23 protein-coding genes are annotated in these 21,825 nt (G+C 46.7%); 21 read left to right on the plus strand and 2 right to left on the minus strand.

All coding sequences use genetic code 11. From position 1 onward, the window contains the following. The first annotated feature begins 12 nt into the window (after positions 1-12). From ACTO17_RS04440 to ACTO17_RS04505, 14 genes are all read left to right on the plus strand, one after another. Positions 13-840, plus strand: coding sequence for a YlmH family RNA-binding protein (locus ACTO17_RS04440; RefSeq protein WP_482557031.1), 828 nt, complete (start codon positions 13-15; stop codon positions 838-840). 86 nt (positions 841-926) lie between these two features. Then, positions 927-2,021, plus strand: a complete 1,095-nt coding sequence (gene aroB / locus ACTO17_RS04445) for a 3-dehydroquinate synthase (protein ID WP_482557032.1) — start codon at positions 927-929, stop codon at positions 2,019-2,021. A 13-nt stretch (positions 2,022-2,034) separates the two neighbouring features. Then, complete coding sequence (lspA, locus tag ACTO17_RS04450; protein ID WP_172537976.1) at positions 2,035-2,559, plus strand: signal peptidase II; 525 nt, start codon at positions 2,035-2,037, stop codon at positions 2,557-2,559. Positions 2,560-2,598: 39 nt separating this feature from the next. After that, positions 2,599-3,510, plus strand: a complete 912-nt coding sequence (locus tag ACTO17_RS04455) for an RluA family pseudouridine synthase (protein WP_482557055.1) — start codon at positions 2,599-2,601, stop codon at positions 3,508-3,510. Between the two features lie 186 nt (positions 3,511-3,696). Beyond that, positions 3,697-3,960 carry an IreB family regulatory phosphoprotein gene (locus tag ACTO17_RS04460; protein WP_172537975.1) on the plus strand — a complete coding sequence of 88 codons (264 nt, stop codon included), beginning with the start codon at positions 3,697-3,699 and terminating at the stop codon, positions 3,958-3,960. A gap of 11 nt (positions 3,961-3,971) precedes the next feature. Then, positions 3,972-4,418 carry a Holliday junction resolvase RuvX gene (gene ruvX / locus ACTO17_RS04465; RefSeq protein ID WP_482557033.1) on the plus strand — a complete coding sequence of 149 codons (447 nt, stop codon included), beginning with the start codon at positions 3,972-3,974 and terminating at the stop codon, positions 4,416-4,418. A 12-nt stretch (positions 4,419-4,430) separates the two neighbouring features. Then, the gene (locus ACTO17_RS04470) at positions 4,431-4,691 is read left to right on the plus strand and encodes a DUF1292 domain-containing protein (protein ID WP_482557034.1); all 261 of its coding nucleotides are present in this window, start codon (positions 4,431-4,433) and stop codon (positions 4,689-4,691) included. An 82-nt stretch (positions 4,692-4,773) separates the two neighbouring features. Further along, on the plus strand, positions 4,774-5,271 hold the full coding sequence (locus tag ACTO17_RS04475) for a Fur family transcriptional regulator (RefSeq protein ID WP_482557035.1): 498 nt from the start codon (positions 4,774-4,776) through the stop codon (positions 5,269-5,271). Further along, positions 5,268-6,932, plus strand: coding sequence for a ribonuclease J (locus ACTO17_RS04480; protein WP_172537971.1), 1,665 nt, complete (start codon positions 5,268-5,270; stop codon positions 6,930-6,932). Before ACTO17_RS04475 ends, ACTO17_RS04480 begins: the two co-directional genes overlap by 4 nt. A gap of 12 nt (positions 6,933-6,944) precedes the next feature. Next, entirely contained in the window at positions 6,945-7,280 is a 336-nt protein-coding gene (locus tag ACTO17_RS04485; RefSeq protein WP_172537970.1) for a YlbF/YmcA family competence regulator, read from the plus strand. A 48-nt stretch (positions 7,281-7,328) separates the two neighbouring features. Further along, on the plus strand, positions 7,329-7,712 hold the full coding sequence (locus ACTO17_RS04490; RefSeq protein WP_172537969.1) for an endolytic transglycosylase MltG: 384 nt from the start codon (positions 7,329-7,331) through the stop codon (positions 7,710-7,712). Further along, positions 7,709-8,356: an O-methyltransferase gene (locus tag ACTO17_RS04495; protein ID WP_482557036.1), complete on the plus strand. Its 648-nt coding sequence runs from the start codon at positions 7,709-7,711 to the stop codon at positions 8,354-8,356. Before ACTO17_RS04490 ends, ACTO17_RS04495 begins: the two co-directional genes overlap by 4 nt. Positions 8,357-8,403: 47 nt before the next feature. After that, positions 8,404-9,651: a peptidase U32 family protein gene (locus ACTO17_RS04500; RefSeq protein WP_482557037.1), complete on the plus strand. Its 1,248-nt coding sequence runs from the start codon at positions 8,404-8,406 to the stop codon at positions 9,649-9,651. After that, a complete protein-coding gene (locus ACTO17_RS04505; RefSeq protein WP_482557038.1) occupies positions 9,641-10,696 on the plus strand; it encodes a lactonase family protein in 1,056 nt (351 codons plus the stop codon). Before ACTO17_RS04500 ends, ACTO17_RS04505 begins: the two co-directional genes overlap by 11 nt. Positions 10,697-10,746: 50 nt before the next feature. Here the strand turns inward: ACTO17_RS04505 and aroC are convergent, their stop codons facing one another. Next, a complete protein-coding gene (gene aroC, locus ACTO17_RS04510) occupies positions 10,747-11,880 on the minus strand; it encodes a chorismate synthase (protein ID WP_482557039.1) in 1,134 nt (377 codons plus the stop codon). Positions 11,881-12,148: 268 nt separating this feature from the next. On the opposite strand from aroC, the gene tgt reads away from it, so the two are divergent. The 6 genes from tgt (at position 12,149) to ACTO17_RS04540 (ending at position 19,364) form a co-directional block, all read left to right on the plus strand. Continuing rightward, the gene (tgt, locus tag ACTO17_RS04515; RefSeq protein WP_482557040.1) at positions 12,149-13,297 is read left to right on the plus strand and encodes a tRNA guanosine(34) transglycosylase Tgt; all 1,149 of its coding nucleotides are present in this window, start codon (positions 12,149-12,151) and stop codon (positions 13,295-13,297) included. 295 nt (positions 13,298-13,592) lie between these two features. Next, the gene (yajC, locus tag ACTO17_RS04520; protein ID WP_482557041.1) at positions 13,593-13,910 is read left to right on the plus strand and encodes a preprotein translocase subunit YajC; all 318 of its coding nucleotides are present in this window, start codon (positions 13,593-13,595) and stop codon (positions 13,908-13,910) included. 288 nt (positions 13,911-14,198) lie between these two features. After that, the gene (gene leuB / locus ACTO17_RS04525) at positions 14,199-15,305 is read left to right on the plus strand and encodes a 3-isopropylmalate dehydrogenase (RefSeq protein ID WP_482557042.1); all 1,107 of its coding nucleotides are present in this window, start codon (positions 14,199-14,201) and stop codon (positions 15,303-15,305) included. A 47-nt stretch (positions 15,306-15,352) separates the two neighbouring features. After that, the gene (gene ilvB / locus ACTO17_RS04530) at positions 15,353-17,032 is read left to right on the plus strand and encodes a biosynthetic-type acetolactate synthase large subunit (protein ID WP_482557043.1); all 1,680 of its coding nucleotides are present in this window, start codon (positions 15,353-15,355) and stop codon (positions 17,030-17,032) included. A gap of 87 nt (positions 17,033-17,119) precedes the next feature. Then, complete coding sequence (gene serC / locus ACTO17_RS04535) at positions 17,120-18,199, plus strand: 3-phosphoserine/phosphohydroxythreonine transaminase (RefSeq protein ID WP_482557044.1); 1,080 nt, start codon at positions 17,120-17,122, stop codon at positions 18,197-18,199. Between the two features lies 1 nt (position 18,200). Beyond that, the gene (locus ACTO17_RS04540; protein ID WP_482557045.1) at positions 18,201-19,364 is read left to right on the plus strand and encodes a phosphoglycerate dehydrogenase; all 1,164 of its coding nucleotides are present in this window, start codon (positions 18,201-18,203) and stop codon (positions 19,362-19,364) included. 54 nt (positions 19,365-19,418) lie between these two features. Here the strand turns inward: ACTO17_RS04540 and ACTO17_RS04545 are convergent, their stop codons facing one another. Further along, on the minus strand, positions 19,419-20,690 hold the full coding sequence (locus ACTO17_RS04545) for an HD domain-containing protein (protein ID WP_172536599.1): 1,272 nt from the start codon (positions 20,688-20,690) through the stop codon (positions 19,419-19,421). Between the two features lie 145 nt (positions 20,691-20,835). On the opposite strand from ACTO17_RS04545, the gene ACTO17_RS04550 reads away from it, so the two are divergent. After that, positions 20,836-21,759: a mechanosensitive ion channel family protein gene (locus ACTO17_RS04550; protein ID WP_172536600.1), complete on the plus strand. Its 924-nt coding sequence runs from the start codon at positions 20,836-20,838 to the stop codon at positions 21,757-21,759. Positions 21,760-21,825 lie beyond the last annotated feature (66 nt).

The following is a 21,825-nucleotide window of genomic DNA, read 5'->3' on the forward strand; positions in this document are numbered from 1 at the left end:
GGAATGAAAGATATGGCAAGAGACAGATTACTACACAGAACCTCTTCTGACGCAGCAGACACGGGAAACCGGCCGGCCAAAGGGCAGGGAGAGTATCAGGATACCCTGTTTGCCAGACATTTGATTGATTTGTCCAGACAGGCGCAGCAAAAAAACGTTGTTTTATTCAGTGATTTTCTAAATCTAAATGAATTGAATATTTTTCACCGGCAGAGTTCAGAGCTGTATTCCGGATTTGAACTGTACGGCGGATATGAATTAAGTGAGCGTCAGATGATTGCATTTTTGCCTGATGCTCTTTGTTATACCTGGAAATTCCCTATTTCCTGCCTGAAAATCTCGCCGGTGAATCGGAAATTTGCAGAAAAGCTCAGCCACCGGGATGTGTTGGGAAGCCTGATGAATCTTGGAATGGAACGCTCCAGGGTTGGGGATATTCTGGTGGATGACACGGAAAGCTATGTATTCTGCCAGGAGAATCTGGCGGAATATCTGACAGAAAACCTGACAAGGATACGAAACACCACAGTTCTTGTAGAACCGGCCGCGCCAAACGAGGTTCACATTGAGCCCAAACTGGAAGTAGCGGGAGGAATTATCACCTCTAACCGGCTGGACAGCGTGGTTGCCTGCCTCTGCAAAATCTCCCGTTCCCAGGCAAGCCAGTGGATTCGGAGCGGCAAAGTGTTTATTGACAATAAAGAGACGCTGCAGGTGACCTGTGAATGCAGGCCGGGGGATTTGATTTCAGTTCGTTCCGTGGGGCGGTTCCGTTTCCTGGACTGCCGGGGAGAGACGAAAAAAGGCCGTCTGAAAATACAGTATGAGCGGTATCTCTAAAGCAGCTTTCAAGCACGCTGCAGTACTGGGAATCGGCTCAAAAATAAGACAGAAAGGAACGATATGGCAGCATATCGGGAAATGTTATGGGAAAAACAATTACAGTATCATATGAGGGAAAACCTTCTTATCAGATTGAGATTCAAAGGGATTTCGGCCTTCTGCCGGAAAAATTAAAAGAGCTGGGGTACGGCGGGAACCGGGCATGCATCATCACAGAGACTACCGTTGGAAAGTTATATTTAGAAGAAGTGAAAGGGCTGCTGTCTCCCATGTTTTCCTGCTGCATTTCTTTTGTATTTGAAGCCGGGGAAGCCAGCAAAAACACAGATACAGTGGGAAAGGTCTATGAGCATCTGATACAGAACTCTTTTGACCGCAAAGATGTGCTGATTGCCTTAGGCGGCGGCGTAGTGGGAGACTTAACGGGTTTTGCGGCGGCCACCTACCTGCGGGGCATTGATTTTGTTCAGGCGCCCACCTCGCTTCTGGCTCAGACAGACAGCAGCATTGGCGGGAAAACAGGGGTGGATTTTTTACAATTTAAAAATATGGTGGGAGCGTTTTACATGCCCAAGCTGGTATATATGAATATATCTGCCTTAAAAACGCTGCCGCAGCGTCAGTTTTCTTCCGGAACCGCTGAATTAATCAAGCATGGATTTATCAAAGACCGGGATTATACGGACTTTATCAGCAGCCGCAGCGAAGCAATTATGGCCCAGGAGTATGAGACAATGGAAGAGATGATTTACCGAAGCTGCCGGATTAAACAGGCCGTGGTGGAAGCGGACCCCAAAGAGCAGGGAGAGCGGGCGCTTTTGAATTTCGGCCATACCATCGGCCATGCCATTGAAAAATTATCAGATTTTACATTATTTCACGGGGAATGCGTGGCTCTCGGCATGATAAGCGCCGGATATATTTCCTGTCAGCGGGGAAATATCACAAAGGAAACACTGGATGAAACAGAGAGGATTCTGGAAAGCTACGGACTTCCCACAAGGCTGAAGGGGTTTGCCCATACGCCGGAAGAGATTCTTAAAACCACCCGGTCAGACAAGAAAATGGAATCCGGGAAAATTAAGTTTATCCTGCTGAAGCAGCCCGGAGAGGCATATATCACAAAGGAAGTGACGGATTCTGAAATTTTGGCCGGAATTCGGTATATTTTGCAGTAGAAAGAGTGTGCGTATGGGAACAAAAAAAAGAAACAGCTATCTGTGTTACATATTTGGCGCGGCGTTTTTGCTGATTCTGGATCAATGGACCAAATATCTGGCGTCGGTTTATTTAAAGGACGGTTCTTCCATTATTCTTATCAGGGATGTGTTTCAACTGCATTATCTGGAGAACCGAGGCGCGGCCTTCGGGCTGCTGCAGGGGCGGAAATTGTGGTTTGTCGCCATAACAGTGATTATGCTTGCAATGATGCTTATGGTGTATTACCGTATCCCCCTGGAAAAAAAGTATCGTTGGATGCGCGTTATTCTGGCGCTTCTGACTGCAGGCGCAATGGGAAATCTCATCGATCGCCTGCGGCTGAATTATGTGATAGATTTTTTCTATTTTGAATTGATTAATTTTCCGATTTTTAATGTGGCGGATATTTATGTAACTGTTGGAATGGCGTTATTGATGGTGTTGGTATTTTTCTATTATAAGGAAGAGGAGCTGGAGGTTCTCTGGCCTTTTCACAAAAAAGAGCAGAACGGGTAAGATTGTTGTTCTGCCCAAAAGGAGCAAAACGTGAGTGAATTGGAATTTTTGGAATATTGCGCCGGGCCAGAGCATGTCGGAGAACGGCTGGACAAATTTCTTTCGGCGGTTTGTCCGGACTGCTCCCGGTCATTTCTGCAAAAACTGGTGAAAGAGGGCTGTGCGCTTGTGAATGGGAAAGTCCAGAAAGTGAATTACCGGGTCAATGAAAAGGATATGGTTGCATTAAAGGTGCCGCCGCCCCAGGAAATCCGGATTTTGCCTGAGGATATCCCACTGGATATTCTCTATGAAGATTCAGATTTATTAATTGTAAATAAGCCCAAAGGCATGGTGGTGCACCCTTCGGCGGGCCATTATTCCGGCACGCTGGTGAATGCAGTTCTGTTTCACTGCAAAAACAGTCTTTCCGGCATCAATGGGGAAATCCGTCCCGGCATTGTGCACCGCATTGATATGAATACCACCGGGGCCCTGGCCGTGTGCAAAAATGACAATGCCCATGTGAAAATTGCAGAGCAGATTAAGGCCCATTCCGTGACCAGGCGGTATCTTGGAATCGTGAAGGGACTGGTAAAGGAGGAGGCCGGAACCATTGAGGGAACCATCGGCAGGCATCCTGTGGAACGAAAGAAAATGGCGGTAAATGTGAAAAACGGCAAGCGGGCGGTTACCCATTACAAGGTGCTTCAGCGTTTTTCAAAGCATACCTATATGGAGTTTGAACTGGAAACCGGGCGGACACACCAGATCCGCGTTCATATGGCAAGCATCGGCCACCCGATTCTCGGCGATGATCTTTACAGCAATGGAAAAACACCCTGGAAGCTGCAGGGACAGACATTGCACGCAGCCACCCTTGGCCTGATTCATCCTGTTACGGGGGCGTATCTTGAGGTGACGGCGCCTTTGCCGGAATATTTTTCAGAACTTCTGAAAAAAAATTTGTAAAAAATATAGATTGAATTTTCCGAACATTTGTATTAGAATAGATAGAAGAAATATTTTAAGAACGAAAGAGCAATCACGCAGTCACTTATGCCCACCTGCATCTACAGTGTTTATGTTCAAAGAGACACAGTGCAGCGTTGAGATGGAGCGTGGGTAGAGCGGCTGTATACAACAAGGACGGGAAAAATGCAGGATAAAAACAATACTCAATACTTTAAAGTGGAAAAAGAACAGCAGATACAAGTGGACGATGTTCTGGAAATTGTCTATGGCGCCCTGCGGGAGAAGGGCTACAATCCGGTGAATCAGATTGTGGGCTACATCATGTCGGGAGACCCTACGTACATTACCAGTCACCGCAATGCCAGAAGCCTGATTATGAAAGTGGAACGGGACGAGCTGGTGGAGGAGATACTGCGCCGGTATATTCAGAGCAATTCCTGGGGTTAGGAGGACATTTTATGCGGATTATGGGCCTGGATTTCGGCTCTAAAACAGTGGGCGTTGCCGTAAGCGACGCTTTGCTGATGACTGCCCAGGGTGTGGAAACCATTTGGCGGAAGTCACCAGGAAAGCTTCGTCAGACACTTGCTAGGATTGAAGCGCTGGCAGGGGAATACGAGGTGGACAAAATTGTGCTTGGATTCCCCAAGAATATGAATAACACAGAGGGAGAGCGCTGCCAGAAAACGCTGGAATTTAAAGAGCTGCTGGAGAAACGGTGCCAGATTTCCGTCATCCTGCAGGATGAGCGGCTGACAACTGCCGCAGCAACCAGGACTATGATAGAGAGCGGTGTGCGCAGAGAGAATCGGAAAGAGCATTCCGATCTAATTGCCGCAGTGCTGATCCTGCAGAATTATCTGGATTTGACGGCATTTCAGAAAGAGAATCATTCGGAGGAATAAAAGGATAACAGAATGGAAAAAATTGTATTTCAGGCTCCCCAAAACGGAGGGTCTGTGGAATTTTACGTGTTGGAGCAGACCAAAATCAATGGTCAGAATTACCTTCTGGTGACAGAGGAGGAAGAAGGAGACTGCGACGCTTTTATTTTGAAGGAGCTGTCACAGGAAGAACAGGAGGACGCCATGTATGAAATGGTGGAATCTGAGGAAGAATTGGAATATATATCCAGAATATTCGGAGAAATACTGGAAGATGTTGATTTTACTATGTAAATTCTGCCCTCTGCAACTGGCGGGATACATTTGAACAGATTTTAAAGGAACAAAAATAAGAATTTTACAGAAAGGTGTTGCGATGATCCAGGATGATTTTGAAAAAATTTTAAAAGAACATGGATTGAAAAAGACCAAACAGCGAATTATGGTATTAGAGACACTGGCATCCTGTGGGGATCGGCATCTGACTGCGGAAGAAATATATGAAATAGTAAAGGCAGAGTTTCCGGAAATTGGACTGGCTACTGTCTATCGGACCATACAATTGCTCCTGGAGCTGAACTTGGTGGAAAGCATTCAGTTAGGAGATGGCTATGTGCGTTATGAAATTGGAAGAATTGGGGGACAGGGAGCGCACCACCATCACCATTTAATATGTCTGGGATGCGGAAAAGTAATATCTTTTTGGGATGATTTGTTAGACGAATTGGAGAAACGGATTAAAGAATCAGTCTCTTTTCAGGTCATCAACCATGAAGTAAAGCTCTATGGCTATTGTAAATCATGTCTGAAACAGGAACAGGAGAGCCAGAAAGGAGAACAGGAAACCTGCAAAGCATTTGGAGGTGCAATTTGAAGAAAGAACATAACTCAAAATTGAAAATCATTCCTTTAGGCGGGTTAGAGCAGATTGGAATGAACATTACTGCCTTTGAATACGAAGACAGTATTATTGTAGTAGACTGCGGTCTGGCTTTTCCGGAAGACGATATGCTCGGCATTGATTTGGTAATACCGGACACCACTTATCTTAAGAACAACATTGAGAAAGTAAAGGGATTTTTTATTACCCACGGCCACGAGGATCATATCGGCGCCATTCCCTATGTCCTTCGTGACATCAACGTGCCTATTTACGCAACGAAACTGACCATCGGCATTATAGATAATAAACTGAAAGAGCACAACATGCTTTCTAAGGTAAAGCGGAAAGTGGTAAAATACGGACAGCACATTAATCTGGGCTGCTTTAGGGTAGAATTTATCAAAACCAACCACAGTATACAGGACGCTGCCGCCCTGGCAATTTATTCGCCGGCGGGCATTGTAGTCCATACCGGCGACTTTAAGGTGGATTATACGCCGGTATTCGGAGATGCCATTGACCTGCAGCGGTTTGGAGAAATCGGAAAGAAAGGCGTACTGGCGCTGATGTGTGACAGCACCAATTCAGAGCGGCCGGGATTTACTAATTCGGAACGCACCGTAGGAAAGACCTTTGACAATATATTTGCAGATCATCCCAATACCAGGATTATCATTGCAACGTTTGCATCCAATGTGGACCGGGTGCAGCAGATTATCAATTCCGCTTACAAATTCGGCCGCAAGGTAGTGGTGGAAGGCCGCAGCATGGTCAATATTATCTCCACCGCCACAGAACTGGGCTATCTGCAGATTCCGGAGAATACCTTAATTGATATTGAGCAGCTTAAGAATTATCCGGATGAACAGACGGTTTTGATTACTACAGGAAGCCAGGGAGAATCTATGGCGGCATTGTCCCGGATGGCGGCAAGCCTTCATAAGAAAATCACCATTAAACCCGGCGATACCATTATTTTCAGCTCCAATCCCATTCCGGGAAATGAGAAAGCCGTGTCAAATGTTATCAATGAGCTGTTTATGAAGGGCGCAGAAGTGATTTTCCAGGATGCCCATGTGTCCGGACATGCCTGCCGGGAAGAAATCAAGCTGATTTATTCTCTGGTGAAGCCCAAATATGCCATTCCGGTTCACGGAGAATACCGGCATTTGCGGGCTCATGCCACCATTGCAGAAGAGCTTGGGTTTCATAAAGATAATATATTTGTCCTTTCCTCCGGAAATGTACTGGAACTGGATGATAACGGCGCTGAGATTACCGGACAGGTTCCGGTGGGCACTGTTCTTGTAGATGGACTGGGAGTAGGCGATGTGGGAAACATCGTTTTAAGGGACCGGCAGCACCTGGCGGAGGACGGAATTATAATTGTAGTGATGACCCTGGAATCCGGCAGCGGACAGGTTTTGGCAGGACCGGACATTGTAAGCCGCGGTTTTGTATATGTGCGGGGAGCTGAGAGCCTGATGGACGAGGCCCGGAAACTGCTGGATGAGACAATGGATTATTGTATGGGCAAGAACATTACAGACTGGGGCAGGATCAAGACGGAAATCAAAGACGAGCTGGGAGAATTTGTCTGGAAGAAAACCAAGAGAAGGCCCATGATTATGCCCATTATTATGGAAGTTTAAATTGAGGTTGGTATGAGTTACATTGATGAAAAGATAGAAGCTCTGATCTATGCAGTAAAAGAAAGCACGGAATACAAGGAATATCAAAAAGTGCGGAATCTGGTACATTTAGAACCGGAAAAAGAAAAGGCAATTCATGAGTTCCGGAGAAGAAGCTTCGAATTGCAGCGGCAGAGAGATGTGGATTTGTATTCTGAGATGGATCGCCTGGAAAAAGAATTTGCCCCTTTGCGGGCAGAGCCTTACGTCAATGAATATCTTTCAGCGGAACTGGCTGTGTGCCGGATGATACAGCGTATCAATTATCGTCTGATGGAAGAAATAGAATTTGATCTGGGATTTGAATAATGGATTGGATGTGATCCAGGTTGTGGAAAGACAGGGGAGGGGCAGGCTATGAAAAGCAGCAAAATGGCACTGAGTGTTCTGAATAGCGTACTGGGGATTCTGATTATGGTTCTGATCCTGTTTGTGACTTTGAAAGCAGGAGAAGCAGCCTATAACCTCGGTTACCGTGTCTTTACAGAACCTTCCGTGGACAAAGAGCCTGGAAAAGATGTGACGGTGCGGATTCAGAAGGGAATATCCGCCACAGAACTGGGCAGCCTGTTGGAAGAAAAAGGGCTTGTGGATAACGGCGTTCTTTTTTCCATACAGCTTTATCTGTCCTCCTTTGACGATAAATTAAAATCAGGGGATTATGTGCTGAATACCTCCCAGACAGCAGAAGAAATGATACAGATTTTGGCAGGAGAAGAGACAGAGGAAGCAGAAGAATGACCGGAAATGAGCGCCTGATTACGTATATTAACTCTTTGGACGCCGGCAATTCCCCGCTGTTGGAAGAAATAGAAGCAGAGGCGCAGCGCACCTCTGTGCCGGTAATCCGAAAGGAGACACAGCAGCTTTTAAAGGTTCTGCTTGCGATGAATTGTCCCGGACGGATTCTGGAAGTGGGGACGGCAATCGGATTTTCCGCCCTTTTGATGGCAGACGGCAATCCGGTTCCCTGCAGGATTACAACCATTGAGAATTATGAAAAAAGAATTCCCCTTGCAAAAGCAAATTTTTTGCGTGCAGGGAAGGAAAATGTGATAGAATTATTAGAAGGAGACGCCAGTCTGATCCTGAAAGATTTGACTGAAAGCTATGACTTTATTTTTATGGATGCGGCCAAAGGCCAGTATATCCATTTTCTTCCGGACGTGATGCGTCTGCTTGCACCGGGAGGAATTCTGGTATCAGACAATGTGCTGCAGGACGGCGATATTATAGAATCGCGTTTTGCCGTTACCAGAAGAAACCGTACCATTCACAAGCGGATGCGGGAATATCTCTACCAGCTGACCCATTCAGAAGCTCTGACAACGTCTGTTCTTCCGGTGGGAGACGGCGTGACGGTCAGTGTGAAAAAGAGGAGTTAGCATTGCAGTCTGAAAGGATCAGCGGGAGTGAAAGAAGGGAACAGGGAATGAAGAAACCGGAGTTGCTAATACCGGCCAGCAGCCTGGAGGTGCTGAAAGTTGCAGTGATTTTTGGCGCTGACGCGGTGTATATCGGCGGAGAGGCCTTTGGATTGAGAGCAAAAGCAAAGAATTTTTCTCTGGATGACATGAGAGAGGGAATTCAGTTTGCCCACCAACACCAGGTCAGAGTTTATGTGACTGCCAATATTCTGGCGCATAATCAGGATCTTGCGGGAGTCAGAGAATATTTTACAGAACTAAATGAAATAAAGCCGGATGCGCTGATCATTTCAGATCCCGGGATATTTACTCTCGCAAAGGAAGTATGCCCGGAGGTGGAGGTGCACATTTCCACCCAGGCAAACAATACCAATTATGAAACTTACCGGTTCTGGCACAGACTGGGCGCAAAGCGGGTGGTTTCTGCAAGGGAATTGTCCCTGACTGAGCTTTCAGAACTTCGCAGCCATATTCCCGATGAGTTGGAAATAGAAACCTTCATTCACGGAGCTATGTGCATTTCCTATTCCGGCCGGTGTCTGCTCAGCAATTACTTTACCGGGCGGGACGCCAATCAGGGGGCCTGCACCCATCCCTGCCGGTGGAAATATGCGGTAGTGGAGGAGACAAGGCCGGGAGAATATCTGCCTGTGTATGAGAATGAACGGGGAACTTACATTTTTAATTCCCGGGATTTATGCATGATAGAACATATTCCGGAGCTGGTGCATGCGGGAATTGACAGCTTTAAGATAGAAGGAAGAATGAAAACAGCCCTCTATGTGGCTACTGTGGCAAGAACTTACCGAAGGGCCATTGACGATTATTTTGTTTCAGAAGAAACTTACCGGGCCAATATGCCCTGGTATTTAGATCAGATCGTAAACTGTACATATCGGCAGTTTACCACTGGATTTTTCTTTGGAAAACCGGATGAATCTTCACAGATTTATGATAATAACACTTATGTGAAGGAATATACCTATCTTGGAATTGTGGGGGAAATCAATGAAGAAGGGTTCTGCCGGATCGAACAGCGGAATAAGTTTTCCGTTGGAGAGACAATTGAAGTAATGAAACCGGACGGAACCGATATTCCGGTCATTGTGAAACGGATTCAGGATCAGGACGGTAATGAGATGGAGTCAGCGCCCCATCCAAAACAAATCTTATATATTGATTTAGGACAGCCGTTGGCAAAATTTGATATTTTGCGCAGACAGGAAAAGGAGGAGCAGGCAGATGAGCAATGAAAGATATGTTGCATATGTGGGAACTTACACCCACGGAACCAGTGTAGGAATTCATATTTATGATTTGGATGTGGAAGGGGGAAGCATGGCAGAACGCAAGGTGATTCCCATTAACAATCCTTCCCATCTGACCGTTTCTGCGAATGGAAAATTCCTTTATTCCATAGCAGACGAGGGCGTCGCTGCGTTTAAAATCCTTCCGGACGGTGATCTGGAAGCCATGAATGAAAAATGGATCGGCGGAATGCGCGGCTGCTATGTGGATGTGGACAAGGAAAACCGCTATCTGTTTGTAGGCGGTTACCACGACGGCCGAGTGACTATGATGCGCCTGAATCAAGACGGAAGCATTGGGGATATTGCAGACGGAATTTTCCATACAGGTATGGGCAGAAGTATTGCGGAGCGCAATTACCGCCCTCATGTGAACTGTGTCAAATTGACTCCTCAGCAGCGGTTTCTCTGCGCGGTGGACGGCGGTCTGGATCAGGTGAAAATATACCAGATTGACTATGAAAAGGGCAAGTTAAAGATTGCGGATATTCTGCGGGAGCATCTGGAGTCTTCTCCCAGAATGATCCGTTTCACTCCTGACGGAAGATTTGCCTATGTGTTATGTGAAGAGAGCAATGAAGTGGATGTATACAGTTACGAATGTACGCCCCAGGGACCGGAATTTGAAAGACTGCAGAGCATTCCAACAGTGGAGGAAGAGGAAAAAATGAACTGCGGAGCCTCCGGTATGGAAGTCAGCAAAGACGGCAGATACTTGTTCTGCTCCAATGCAGGGGCCAATTCTGTGATAATTTACTCCATTAACAAAGAAACCGGGGAACTTACGATGATCTGTGATTCCAAAATCAGCGGGGACTATCCGAAATCTATCGCAATCTTTCCGGACGGCCAGTATTTTCTGAGTCTGAACCATGATACCAATGAGATAATGACATTCCATGTGGATTATGAGAAAAAGTATTTTCTGATGAAAGGCAGGCCCATTGCCATCGATCAGCCCAATTGCATTCATATCCATAAATTATCATAAAAAAGAGACAGCACTTGCCGTAATTCAAGTCCGGCAAGTGCTGTATTTGTTTAGCTTCTGGTTTTATAAAATCCTTCCAGAGATTCCATCCGACTTCCCATTTGCTCCATCATCAAATCCAGCAGCGTTAATGCGGCCATGGATTCCACCACAACTACAGCTCTTGGAACAATAATCGGATCGTGGCGGCCGTGAATGGAGATTTCCAGAGGTTCTCCGTTTCGGGTGATGGTATTTTGCAGGGAAGCAATGGATGGGGTGGGCTTTACAGCCGCCCGGAATATAATGGGCATTCCGTTGCTGATCCCCCCCAGGATGCCTCCGGCATGGTTGGTGGCAGTTCTGATTTCTCCGTCTTTTCTATCAAAAGAGTCATTATTTTCAGACCCGAGAGCGGCAGCGGCGGCGAAGCCGTCTCCAATTTCAAAGCCCTTTACCGCTCCGATGGAAAAAACAGCTTTTGCCAGATTTGCGTCCAATTTTTCAAAAACAGGTTCCCCGATTCCTGCCGGCACGCCGGTGATGATGCATTCAATGATTCCGCCGGCAGAATTTTTGTCTGCCATACAGGTTTGCAGAAACTCCTGCGCCTGTTGGCAGGGCAGTTCTTCCGGCATGTACAGCGGACTGGACTGTATTTTTTCGGACAGCTCTGATAAATCGCCTGACAGAAGCTCCTGGGGGGAGCTGGAGATGGAAACAGGGCCGATGGAACGGGCATAGGTCAAAAAGGTGACGCCCAGCTGCTTTAAAATCTTGGCGGCGACGGCGCCTGCCGCAACTCTGCCGATGGTTTCCCTGCCGGAAGATCTGCCGCCTCCCCGGTAATCCCGGAACCCGTATTTCATGTCAAAGGTGTAATCTGCATGTCCGGGACGGTAATAGTTTGCAATTTCCCCGTAGTCCTTAGAATGCTGATCTTTGTTAAACACCAACAGGCTGATGGGAGTTCCCGTGGTTTTCCCTTCGAAGATGCCGGAAAGAATCTCGGCGGAGTCAGCTTCTTTTCTCTGGGTGGAGAATTTTGACTGCCCCGGTTTCCGCCTGTCTAAGAATTTCTGTATGTCTGTTTCATCCAGGGAAAGCCCCGCCGGACAGCCGTCGATTACAACGCCGATGCCCCGGCCGTGGGACTCTCCCCAGGTAGTGATTTTAAAATGATTTCCGAATGTTGAACCTGCCATAATAACCTCCTGAACTGGATACTGGATTTCCAGGCGGTACTGCCTGAAAAATATTCTAAAACGCTGCAAGCCTAACAGCGATTCTGCTTCATTATAGCGAACCTGTGCAAAAAAGAAAAGTATTTTGTTGAGAACAGAGAAAAATTCTGTTATACTGATACCGTTCGTTCCGTGATTTATATTTTTAAACGCAGACGGCCAATAAGCTGCCGCTGTATCTGAATATAAGATAACACCCTGTAAATTTCAATAACAGAAAGGAATTGTTATGTATAAATTATTAAAACAGGAAGGCCGCGCCAAACGCGGAGAATTCCATACGGTACATGGAGTGATTCAGACTCCGGTTTTTATGAATGTGGGCACCGCCGCGGCCATCAAAGGCGCAGTATCCACCCAGGACTTACAGCAGATTAAAACACAGGTGCAGCTTTCCAATACGTACCACCTTCATGTGCGCCCTGGGGACGAGCTGATTTGGGAACTGGGGGGACTGCACAAATTTATGGTCTGGGACAAGCCCATTCTCACTGATTCCGGCGGATTTCAGGTGTTTTCCCTGGCAGGGCTTCGGAAAATCAAAGAAGAAGGCGTATATTTCCAGTCCCATATTGACGGCAGGAAAATTTTTATGGGGCCGGAAGAGAGTATGCAGATTCAGTCCCATTTAGCTTCCACCATAGCCATGGCCTTTGATGAATGTCCTTCCAGTGTGGCGGAACGTTCCTATGTGGAAGCATCCGTTGCAAGAACTGCGCGCTGGCTGAAACGCTGCAAAAAGGAAATGAAAAGGTTAAATCAGCAGGAGGACACCATCAATCGTCATCAAATGCTGTTCGGCATCAATCAGGGAGCGATTTTTGACGATATCCGTATTGAACATGCAAAGCAGATTTCCGAACTGGATTTGGACGGATATGCCATCGGCGGACTGGCAGTGGGAGAGAGCCACCAGGAGATGTACCATATTCTGGATGTGACGGTGCCGCATCTCCCACTGGAGAAGCCAACGTATCTGATGGGAGTGGGAACTCCTGCAAATATATTGGAGGGAGTGGAACGGGGCGTGGATTTTTTTGACTGCGTATATCCCAGCCGAAACGGGCGCCACGGCCATCTGTACACCAATCAGGGAAAACTCAACCTGTTTAACCGAAAATATGAAAAGGATCAAAGGCCCATTGAAGAAGGGTGCCAGTGTCCGGCGTGCAGAAACTACAGCAGGGCGTATATCCGCCATCTGTTAAAGGCGAAAGAAATGCTGGGTATGAGACTGTGCGTGCTCCATAACCTGTATTTTTACAATACCATGATGGAAGAAATCAGGGATGCGCTGGATCAGGGGCGGTTCCATGCATATAAAGAAGAAAAATTATATGGCATGAAGCAGAGGGAAGATGACAGTGCAGTATCATGAGAATCATATGGCCTGCCCGGAATTTCTACCGGTTAATTGCTAAAATTTTTATAAATCCTGGAAAACCACTTGCTCTTGCCTGCTATTTTGTGTACAATAGAATAAGTGTCTGTCCAAAAGGCATGGACAATAAGGAGGAAGCGCCCAAGGGCATCCCATATGTCCAAAAGGCATGGACAATAAGGAGGAAGCGCCCAAGGGCATCCCATATGTCCAAAAAGCATGGACAATAAGGAGGAAGCGCCCAAGGGCATCCCATATGTCCAAAAAGCATGGACAATAAGGAGGAAAACAAATGTCTATTTTAGCTCAAACAGAAGCGGCGGCCGGATTTTCCATCGTCTGGATCTTGATCATGTTGGTAGCTCTTTACTTCATGATGATACGTCCGCAGCAAAAGGAAACCAAGAGAAAGAATGCAATGTTGGCAGAACTGGCGGTGGGAGATACCGTGTTAACTACCAGCGGCTTTTATGGAATGGTCATTGATATCACAGAAGATACTGTTATTATGGAATTTGGAAATAACAAGAACTGTCGTATCCCAATGCAGAAAGCGTCCATTGCAATGGTAGAGAAGCCGGAAGATGCAGTAGAAAAAGAGAGCAAATAATATAAGGACATTCTCAGGCTGGACCGGAGAGTGTCCTTTTTATATGATAGTAACCCTAATCATGCTCAGCCTGCCGTCCGGCGGGCCGCATGGCCATCCGACAGCCCCTAATTCCATGTTTAAAGAATGTCCTATATCAAAAAATAATATAATCCCACAATACCATAACTTCAACTTATAAAAACCATAAAAAAGAAAAATATCTTTTCCAGTTGAAATCCCATGGCAAATATACTATAGTAGTACTATTGATTGTCAAATCCCACAGATGCAAAGGAGAGAACGGGAATGAATTATAAAATTGGAGTAATTTCCGGAGATGGAATCGGGCCGGAAATTGTGAAGGAAGCAAAGAAAATATTAGATAGAACAGGACAGGTATACGGACATACCTTTTCCTATGATGAGATATTGATGGGCGGCGTTTCCATTGACGCCACAGGAGTTCCTCTGACAGACGAAGCCATTGCCCAGGCGAAAGCGGCGGAGGCAGTTCTGATGGGTTCCATCGGCGGAAATACAAGCACCTCCCCCTGGTATCAGCTTCCGCCGGAATTAAGACCGGAAGCCGGATTGCTGAAGCTGCGCAAATCCCTGAATCTGTTTGCCAACCTGCGGCCTGCATATCTGTATGAAGAGTTAAAGGAAGCCTGCCCCCTCAGAGAAGATATTATCGGAGACGGATTCGATATGATGATTATGCGGGAACTGACCGGAGGGCTTTATTTCGGAAAACGGGTAACCGAGGAGCGGGAGGGCCTTATGACCGCTGAGGATACCCTGACTTACAACGAACAGGAAATACGCAGAATCGCCAAACGGGGATTTGACATTGCCATGAAGCGCCGGAAGAAAGTAACCAGCGTAGATAAAGCAAATGTGCTTGACTCCTCCCGGCTCTGGAGAAAAATAGTGGAAGAAGTGGCAGCGGATTATCCGGAAGTTGCCTTAGAGCATATGCTGGTAGATAACTGCGCCATGCAGTTGGTAAAAGATCCGAAACAATTTGATGTGATTTTGACAGAGAACATGTTTGGTGATATATTATCAGACGAGGCAAGCATGGTAACCGGCTCCATTGGGATGCTGTCCTCGGCAAGCTTAAACGATACCAAATTCGGCCTGTATGAACCAAGCGGCGGTTCTGCGCCGGACATTGCTGGAAAAGGAATTGCCAATCCCATTGCAACTATTTTAAGCGCCGCAATGCTTCTGCGTTATTCCCTGGATCTGGACCAGGAGGCGGACGCAGTGGAGTCGGCAGTCAGACAGGTGTTGAAGGAGGGTTACCGTACCATTGACATTATGCCTCAGGAGGAAGAGAAAAAATCTTCTGTCACTCAGGTAGGAACCAGTGAAATGGGAGACCTGATTGCAGAAAGGATTCAAAAATAACAGGAAGGGAGACGGCGGCGTCCGTCTGCCCGGAAAGAGAGGAAAATATGCAGCTGACAGGAGCACAGATTGTGATAGAATGTCTGAAAGAGCAAGGTGTGGATACTGTCTTTGGTTATCCGGGAGGAGCCATTTTAAATGTGTATGATGAATTATATAAACACAGACATGAGATAAAACATGTTCTGACCTCCCACGAACAGGGCGCAAGCCATGCGGCCGACGGATATGCCCGCTCCACCGGTAAAGTGGGCGTGTGCCTGGCAACTTCAGGGCCGGGAGCCACCAATCTGGTAACCGGAATTGCCACAGCCTATATGGATTCCGTTCCCATGGTAGCCATTACCTGTAATGTTACAGTTCCGCTGCTCGGAAAAGACAGTTTTCAGGAAATTGACATTGCGGGAATCACAACGCCCATTACCAAGCATAACTTTATTGTAAAGGAAGTAGAAAAACTGGCCGATACCATCCGCAGGGCCTTTCGGATTGCCGGCCGGGGCCGGCCGGGGCCGGTTCTGGTGGATATCCCAAAGGATGTCACTGCCAATCAGACAGAATTTCACCCGGTTACAATTCAGCCGGAGAAACGGTGCTGCGAGAACATTACAGAAGAAGCCTTGAACCAGGCGGTGGATATGATCCGCAGGTCCAAAAAGCCTTATCTGTTTGTAGGAGGAGGCGCCGTGATTTCCGAAGCCAGTCAGGAGCTTTTGAAATTTGTAGAAAAAGTACAAACGCCGGTTACCGATTCCCTGATGGGAAAAGGGGCCTTTGACGGAAACCACAGCTTATACACGGGAATGCTTGGGATGCATGGAACGAAAACCTCCAATTACGGCGTCAGCGAATGTGATTTGCTGATTGCAGTCGGCGTAAGATTCAGTGACCGGGTGACCGGAAATGCCAGAAAATTTGCCAGACATGCCAAGATTCTTCAATTTGATGTGGACCCGGCGGAAATCAATAAAAATATCGTCACCGACGCTCATGTCATCGGAGATATCAAAGAAATTTTAATACGGTTAAATCAGCGTTTGGAGCAGCAGAATCATGAGGAATGGATCTCAAAGATTATGGAGTACAAAGAATCCTATCCCTTGAAATATCCGAAAAACGGTCTGAACGGCCCTTATCTTATCGAAGAAATTTACAGGCAGACCAAAGGCGACGCCATTATGGTAACTGAAGTAGGACAGCATCAGATGTGGGCGGCTCAGTTTTACCGTTACAAGAAACCCCGCACCCTGATTACCTCCGGAGGGCTTGGAACCATGGGCTATGGCCTGGGGGCGGCCATCGGGGCGCAGATTGCCAATCCGGGGAAACAGGTGATAAACATTGCCGGGGACGGCTGTTTCCGCATGAATATGAATGAAATTGCCACGGCAGTGCGGCAGAAGCTTCCTTTGATACAGGTAGTGGTCAATAACCATGTATTGGGCATGGTGCGTCAGTGGCAGACTTTATTTTATGAACAGCATTATTCAGCCACCGTTTTAAATGACAGTGTGGATTTTGTGAAACTGGCGGAAGCCCTGGGCGCGAAGGCATACCGCGCTTCCACCAGAGAAGAATTTGCAGAAGCTTTTGCGAAGGCTCTCGCCTGTGAGATGCCCGCAGTCATTGACTGTATCATTGACAGCGACGACAAGGTGTGGCCCATGGTGGCGCCCGGAGCTGCCATCAGCGAGGCATTTGATGAAGGAGATATGAAGCAGAGCTGAAAGCAATACACGAACAGAGGCTTAAAACTGTGAAATGTTACTATTGACATAGAAAGAATTGTGCAGGTAAGAAAGAGGAGGAAAACAATGAGCAGAGTTTACAATTTTTCCGCAGGACCGGCGGTTCTGCCGGAGGAGGTTTTACAGCAGGCGGCAGATGAAATGCTGGATTATCAGGGCAGCGGCATGTCCGTAATGGAAATGAGCCACCGCTCCAAGGTATATGACAGCATCATCAAAACAGCAGAAGCTGATTTGCGGGAACTGATGAATATTCCCGATAACTATAAAGTACTGTTTTTGCAGGGAGGAGCTTCCCAACAGTTTGCCATGATCCCCATGAATCTGATGAAACATAAAAAAGCCGCTTACATCGTAACCGGCCAGTGGGCGAAAAAGGCATTTCAGGAGGCGCAGATTTACGGAGAGGCAGTAAAAGTGGCTTCCTCTGAGAATGAGACTTTTTCCTATATTCCGGACTGCTCTGATCTGGATATTCCAGAGGATGCAGATTATGTCTATATCTGTGAAAACAATACAATTTACGGAACAAAGTTTCAAACGCTGCCCAATACCAAAGGCCATACGCTGGTGGCAGACGTGTCCTCCTGTTTCTTATCTGGGCCGGTGGATGTATCCAAATACGGCATTATCTACGGCGGCGTTCAGAAAAATATCGGCCCTGCAGGCGTGGTAATTGTCATTATCCGGGAAGATTTGATCACCGATGATACATTGCCCGGCACGCCTACCATGCTGAAATACAAAACCCATGCAGACGCGGAATCCCTTTACAATACACCGCCGGCTTACGGCATTTACATCTGCGGAAAAGTATTCCAATGGCTGAAAAAAATGGGCGGTTTAGAGGCTGTGAAGCAGCGCAATGAGGAAAAAGCCAAAATTCTGTATGATTTCCTGGACGAAAGCAAAATGTTCCGGGGAACCGTAAGAAAACAGGACAGATCCCTGATGAACGTACCCTTTGTTACAGGAGACAAGGAGCTGGACGCTAAATTTGTAAAAGAGGCGGAGGCTGCAGGATTTGTAAACTTAAAGGGCCACAGAACCGTAGGCGGAATGCGGGCAAGTATTTATAATGCCATGCCGAAAGAAGGCGTGGAGAAATTAGTGGCCTTTATGAAAAAATTTGAAGAGGAGAATTAAAATGTTCCAATATCATTGCTTAAATCCCATTGCCAATGTGGGACTGGATTTATTCAGCCAGGAGTATAAAAAAACCGAAAACATCAACGAAGCCCAGGCTGTCCTGGTGAGAAGCGCAGCCATGCATGACATGGAATTTCCGGAAGGGCTCTGCGCTGTTGCCCGGGCAGGCGCCGGCGTGAACAATATTCCCCTGGAAAAATGCGCAGAGCAGGGAATTGTGGTATTCAATACACCCGGAGCCAATGCAAACGGCGTCAAAGAACTGGTTTTTGCAGGAATGCTTCTGGCTTCCCGGGACATCACCGGAGGAATTAACTGGGTACTGGAAAATAAAGAAAGCGAAACCATCAGTAAGGATGTGGAAAAAGCCAAAAAAGCCTTTGCAGGATGCGAAATCGCAGGTAAGAAATTAGGCGTTATCGGCCTGGGCGCAATCGGCGTCAAGGTGGCCAATGCCGCTACCCATCTGGGGATGGAAGTATGCGGCTACGATCCCTTTATTTCGGTCAATGCGGCCTGGAGCCTGTCTAGGAATGTCAAACATATCAGCAATGTGGAAGACATTTACCGGGAATGCGATTATATTACGATCCATGTTCCGCTGCTTGAGAGCACGAAAAAGATGCTGAACAAAGAAGCCTTCGCGCAGATGAAAGAAGGCGTTGTGATACTGAACTTTGCAAGGGATTTACTGGTGGACGAGGAAGCAATCTTAGCGGCCATCAAAGAAGGAAAAGTAAAGAAATATGTTTCCGATTTCCCCAACAGCGCCACTGCAGGACAGGAAGGATGTATCCTGATTCCCCATTTGGGCGCGTCCACGGAAGAATCGGAAGATAACTGTGCAGTAATGGCTGTACAGGAAGTCAGGGATTTTTTGGAAAACGGAAATATCCGCAATTCCGTCAATTACCCCAACTGTGACATGGGTGTCTGCTCCGGGGCAGGCCGGGTGGCTATTCTTCACAAAAATGTCAAAGGCATTATCGGAAAATACACTGCCGTTATGGGAGAGAACAATATCAATATTTCCGATATGACCAATAAGAGCCGGGGCGATTTTGCCTATTCCCTTCTGGATATTGATTCTCCGGTAACGGAAGCGGCTGTGGAGCAGCTGAAAAAGATTGACAGCGTATTGAAAGTCAGAATTGTAAAATAATAAAATTACAGGGGGAAACGTCTGTGTTTCACAGTCAGTTTCCTCCTGTTCTCATTACTGCCGGTACTTTGTATTGTAATGAAGCAGTATCGTATTCAGATAGTGAAATTCATCCATCACATGATGATAAATACGGAACATGGATTCACAGGAGACCCTGGTCTGTTCCATAATCTGCGGAAAATATTTTTCCAGCGTCATCAGGATGGTACTGTCCATATTGCAGCTCTTATATCGTTCTTTTAAAAAATCAGTCAGGTTCGGACGATAGGAAATATGCCCGCCCGGAATCATCATATTGCTGATAAAATAAGAAAGGGCCACAATCTCTCCTGCCGGGGAGGGAGTGAACGTGAGAGGCTCGTTTCTGGACCAGCATTTTATAATCTGGAAGGATTCTGTGATAATCTTCAAAATCTGAGCGTCTACCGTATCGGACAGTATTTTTCTGGTCACGTCCATGGTGGAATTCTGATATAATTCTTTTAGGTAGCAGTCATAATCATCCGCACTGGCCAGATCCGAGGACAGCGCCACTTTTCCGATATTGTGCAGCATGGCGGCAAGCTGTACCGGCTTGGCAGATGCGTCGGGCAAATGCAGCGTATGGGACAGATTTTCCGTTAAATACACGGCATAACTGGTGTGGAGCGCTGTATATTCATTCCGGAAATCCACTGAAAAAATAAAAGTCATCAGGTACTTGCGTATCTGCTCTTCCGACAGGAGCAGATGTTCTTTGGTATAGGAGGCAACTTCTTCCTGGTATGTTTTGTTCTGCAGATGTTCCAAAATCCGATATTTCTTATCCGCTTCATAAAACCAGCGGATTCCGGCATCCGGAAATACAGCTTCACTGTATCTGCCTAAAAATGAATTCAGATTCTCTGCATTGTTCAGCACGCAGAAAATATCAATCCGGTCTGCCAGATAAATCAGTTTGGCCATATCTCTGTGATAATTGCCGATGGGAACCGGATAATACTGGGCATTGCAGTGGTGATGATACAAAACAATATCTGCATAATCTGATAAAGGAGAGAAATTCTGAAGCAGAAGATATCCAAACACAGAATGCTCCATGGAATCGTTCATATCGAAGCTCAGCATGGAGTCAATCTCTTCCCCTTTGTATGCGCCGATATCGTGAAGCAGCCCCAGCATAAAGATGTCCTGCTTTTCCTGCTTCGTGTAGTAACTGGTATCTGTCAGCATTTTCATCAGAATATATGCAACGCGTTCACCGTGATCAATCAGACGCGGGTCAAGATGCCGGAACGAATGGCTGATGACGTCTACGATGTTAATTAGTTGGGAACTGCTCATGTACATTACCTCCTTTTTATCTTTCATTTGAAAATATTGTTTGCCTTTGCAGCGCAAATATTATACTATAATAATTATAGTGAATTTATATGCAGGTGTCAACAGAACAATATGGAGACTGGCGCCTGAAACAAGGAGAAGCGAAATGTTTTTGACAAATACAGCAAATTATCTGACAGAGAGAATCCTGCTGGCAGAATCCATCACAGACAATCTGGCGGAGCTTCAGCAGTTGGAAAAAGTTGCAGAACCGGGATTTCTGAAAAGTTACCTGGATGACCTGGTTCCGCATCTGGTTAATTTTGCCTTCCGGGCTGTCCTTGCAGTTCTGATTTATTTCATCGGCAGAAAAATCATTGGGTGGCTGCGGAGGCTTTTGCGGCGGGCATTGGAACGTTCCGGAGTGGACGAAGGAGTGAAGCAGTTTCTGGATTCCTGCGCCAAAATTACACTGTATCTGATTCTGGCAATGGCAGTAATTAATGAGCTTGGCATGGAGACCACTTCCATCGTGGCGGTATTGGGTTCGGCGGGCCTGGCCCTGGGTCTGGCCCTTCAAGGCAGCCTGTCCAACTTTGCCGGCGGCGTTCTGATTCTCTTGTTTAAACCATTTAAAGTGGGGGACTATATTATGGAAGATACCCATGGGAATGAAGGAACAGTGGCAGAAATTATGATTTTTTACACCAAGCTGTCAACGCCGGATAACCGGACGGTGGTGATCCCCAACGGAACGCTGGCCAATGCCAGTCTGACCAATGTGACACAGCAGGACAGGCGGAGAGTGGATGTATATGTGGGCGTTTCCTATGACACAGATATCCGCCGCGCCAAAAAGCTTTTGTCAGAAATTCTTTTGTCAGAACCGTCCCGGATGGAAGAAGAGGACTGGCAAGTGTTCGTGGATGAACTGGGAGACAGCAGCGTCAGGCTGGGCTGCCGGCTCTGGGTGGCGGCTGCTGATTACTGGCAGGTAAAATGGCGGCTGAATGAACGCATCAAAGAGGTCTTTGATGAAAATCAGATTGAAATTCCCTACAACCATCTGACGGTGGAGCTGAAACAGTAACGGCCTTTATCTGGAACGGGGAATAGATATATCAGACAGAAAATAGAATCAAGAAGAAGCAGAAAG

It is taken from the genome of Petralouisia sp. (assembly GCF_056822245.1).

Excerpts from the sequence above, each read along its gene's own strand:
- leuB (WP_482557042.1), top strand. The coding sequence starts at position 14,199 with ATGAATTATAAAATTGGAGTAATTTCCGGAGATGGAATCGGGCCGGAA.
- serC (WP_482557044.1), top strand. The coding sequence starts at position 17,120 with ATGAGCAGAGTTTACAATTTTTCCGCAGGACCGGCGGTTCTGCCGGAG.
- ACTO17_RS04475 (WP_482557035.1), top strand. The coding sequence starts at position 4,774 with ATGATCCAGGATGATTTTGAAAAAATTTTAAAAGAACATGGATTGAAA.
- ACTO17_RS04540 (WP_482557045.1), top strand. The coding sequence starts at position 18,201 with ATGTTCCAATATCATTGCTTAAATCCCATTGCCAATGTGGGACTGGAT.
- ACTO17_RS04545 (WP_172536599.1), bottom strand. The coding sequence starts at position 20,690 with ATGAGCAGTTCCCAACTAATTAACATCGTAGACGTCATCAGCCATTCG.
- ACTO17_RS04500 (WP_482557037.1), top strand. The coding sequence starts at position 8,404 with ATGAAGAAACCGGAGTTGCTAATACCGGCCAGCAGCCTGGAGGTGCTG.
- yajC (WP_482557041.1), top strand. The coding sequence starts at position 13,593 with ATGTCTATTTTAGCTCAAACAGAAGCGGCGGCCGGATTTTCCATCGTC.
- tgt (WP_482557040.1), top strand. The coding sequence starts at position 12,149 with ATGTATAAATTATTAAAACAGGAAGGCCGCGCCAAACGCGGAGAATTC.
- ACTO17_RS04495 (WP_482557036.1), top strand. The coding sequence starts at position 7,709 with ATGACCGGAAATGAGCGCCTGATTACGTATATTAACTCTTTGGACGCC.
- ACTO17_RS04550 (WP_172536600.1), top strand. The coding sequence starts at position 20,836 with ATGTTTTTGACAAATACAGCAAATTATCTGACAGAGAGAATCCTGCTG.
- aroC (WP_482557039.1), bottom strand. The coding sequence starts at position 11,880 with ATGGCAGGTTCAACATTCGGAAATCATTTTAAAATCACTACCTGGGGA.
- ACTO17_RS04460 (WP_172537975.1), top strand. The coding sequence starts at position 3,697 with ATGCAGGATAAAAACAATACTCAATACTTTAAAGTGGAAAAAGAACAG.
- ACTO17_RS04440 (WP_482557031.1), top strand. The coding sequence starts at position 13 with ATGGCAAGAGACAGATTACTACACAGAACCTCTTCTGACGCAGCAGAC.
- ilvB (WP_482557043.1), top strand. The coding sequence starts at position 15,353 with ATGCAGCTGACAGGAGCACAGATTGTGATAGAATGTCTGAAAGAGCAA.
- ruvX (WP_482557033.1), top strand. The coding sequence starts at position 3,972 with ATGCGGATTATGGGCCTGGATTTCGGCTCTAAAACAGTGGGCGTTGCC.
- ACTO17_RS04490 (WP_172537969.1), top strand. The coding sequence starts at position 7,329 with ATGAAAAGCAGCAAAATGGCACTGAGTGTTCTGAATAGCGTACTGGGG.
- ACTO17_RS04485 (WP_172537970.1), top strand. The coding sequence starts at position 6,945 with ATGAGTTACATTGATGAAAAGATAGAAGCTCTGATCTATGCAGTAAAA.
- ACTO17_RS04470 (WP_482557034.1), top strand. The coding sequence starts at position 4,431 with ATGGAAAAAATTGTATTTCAGGCTCCCCAAAACGGAGGGTCTGTGGAA.
- lspA (WP_172537976.1), top strand. The coding sequence starts at position 2,035 with ATGGGAACAAAAAAAAGAAACAGCTATCTGTGTTACATATTTGGCGCG.
- aroB (WP_482557032.1), top strand. The coding sequence starts at position 927 with ATGGGAAAAACAATTACAGTATCATATGAGGGAAAACCTTCTTATCAG.
- ACTO17_RS04505 (WP_482557038.1), top strand. The coding sequence starts at position 9,641 with ATGAGCAATGAAAGATATGTTGCATATGTGGGAACTTACACCCACGGA.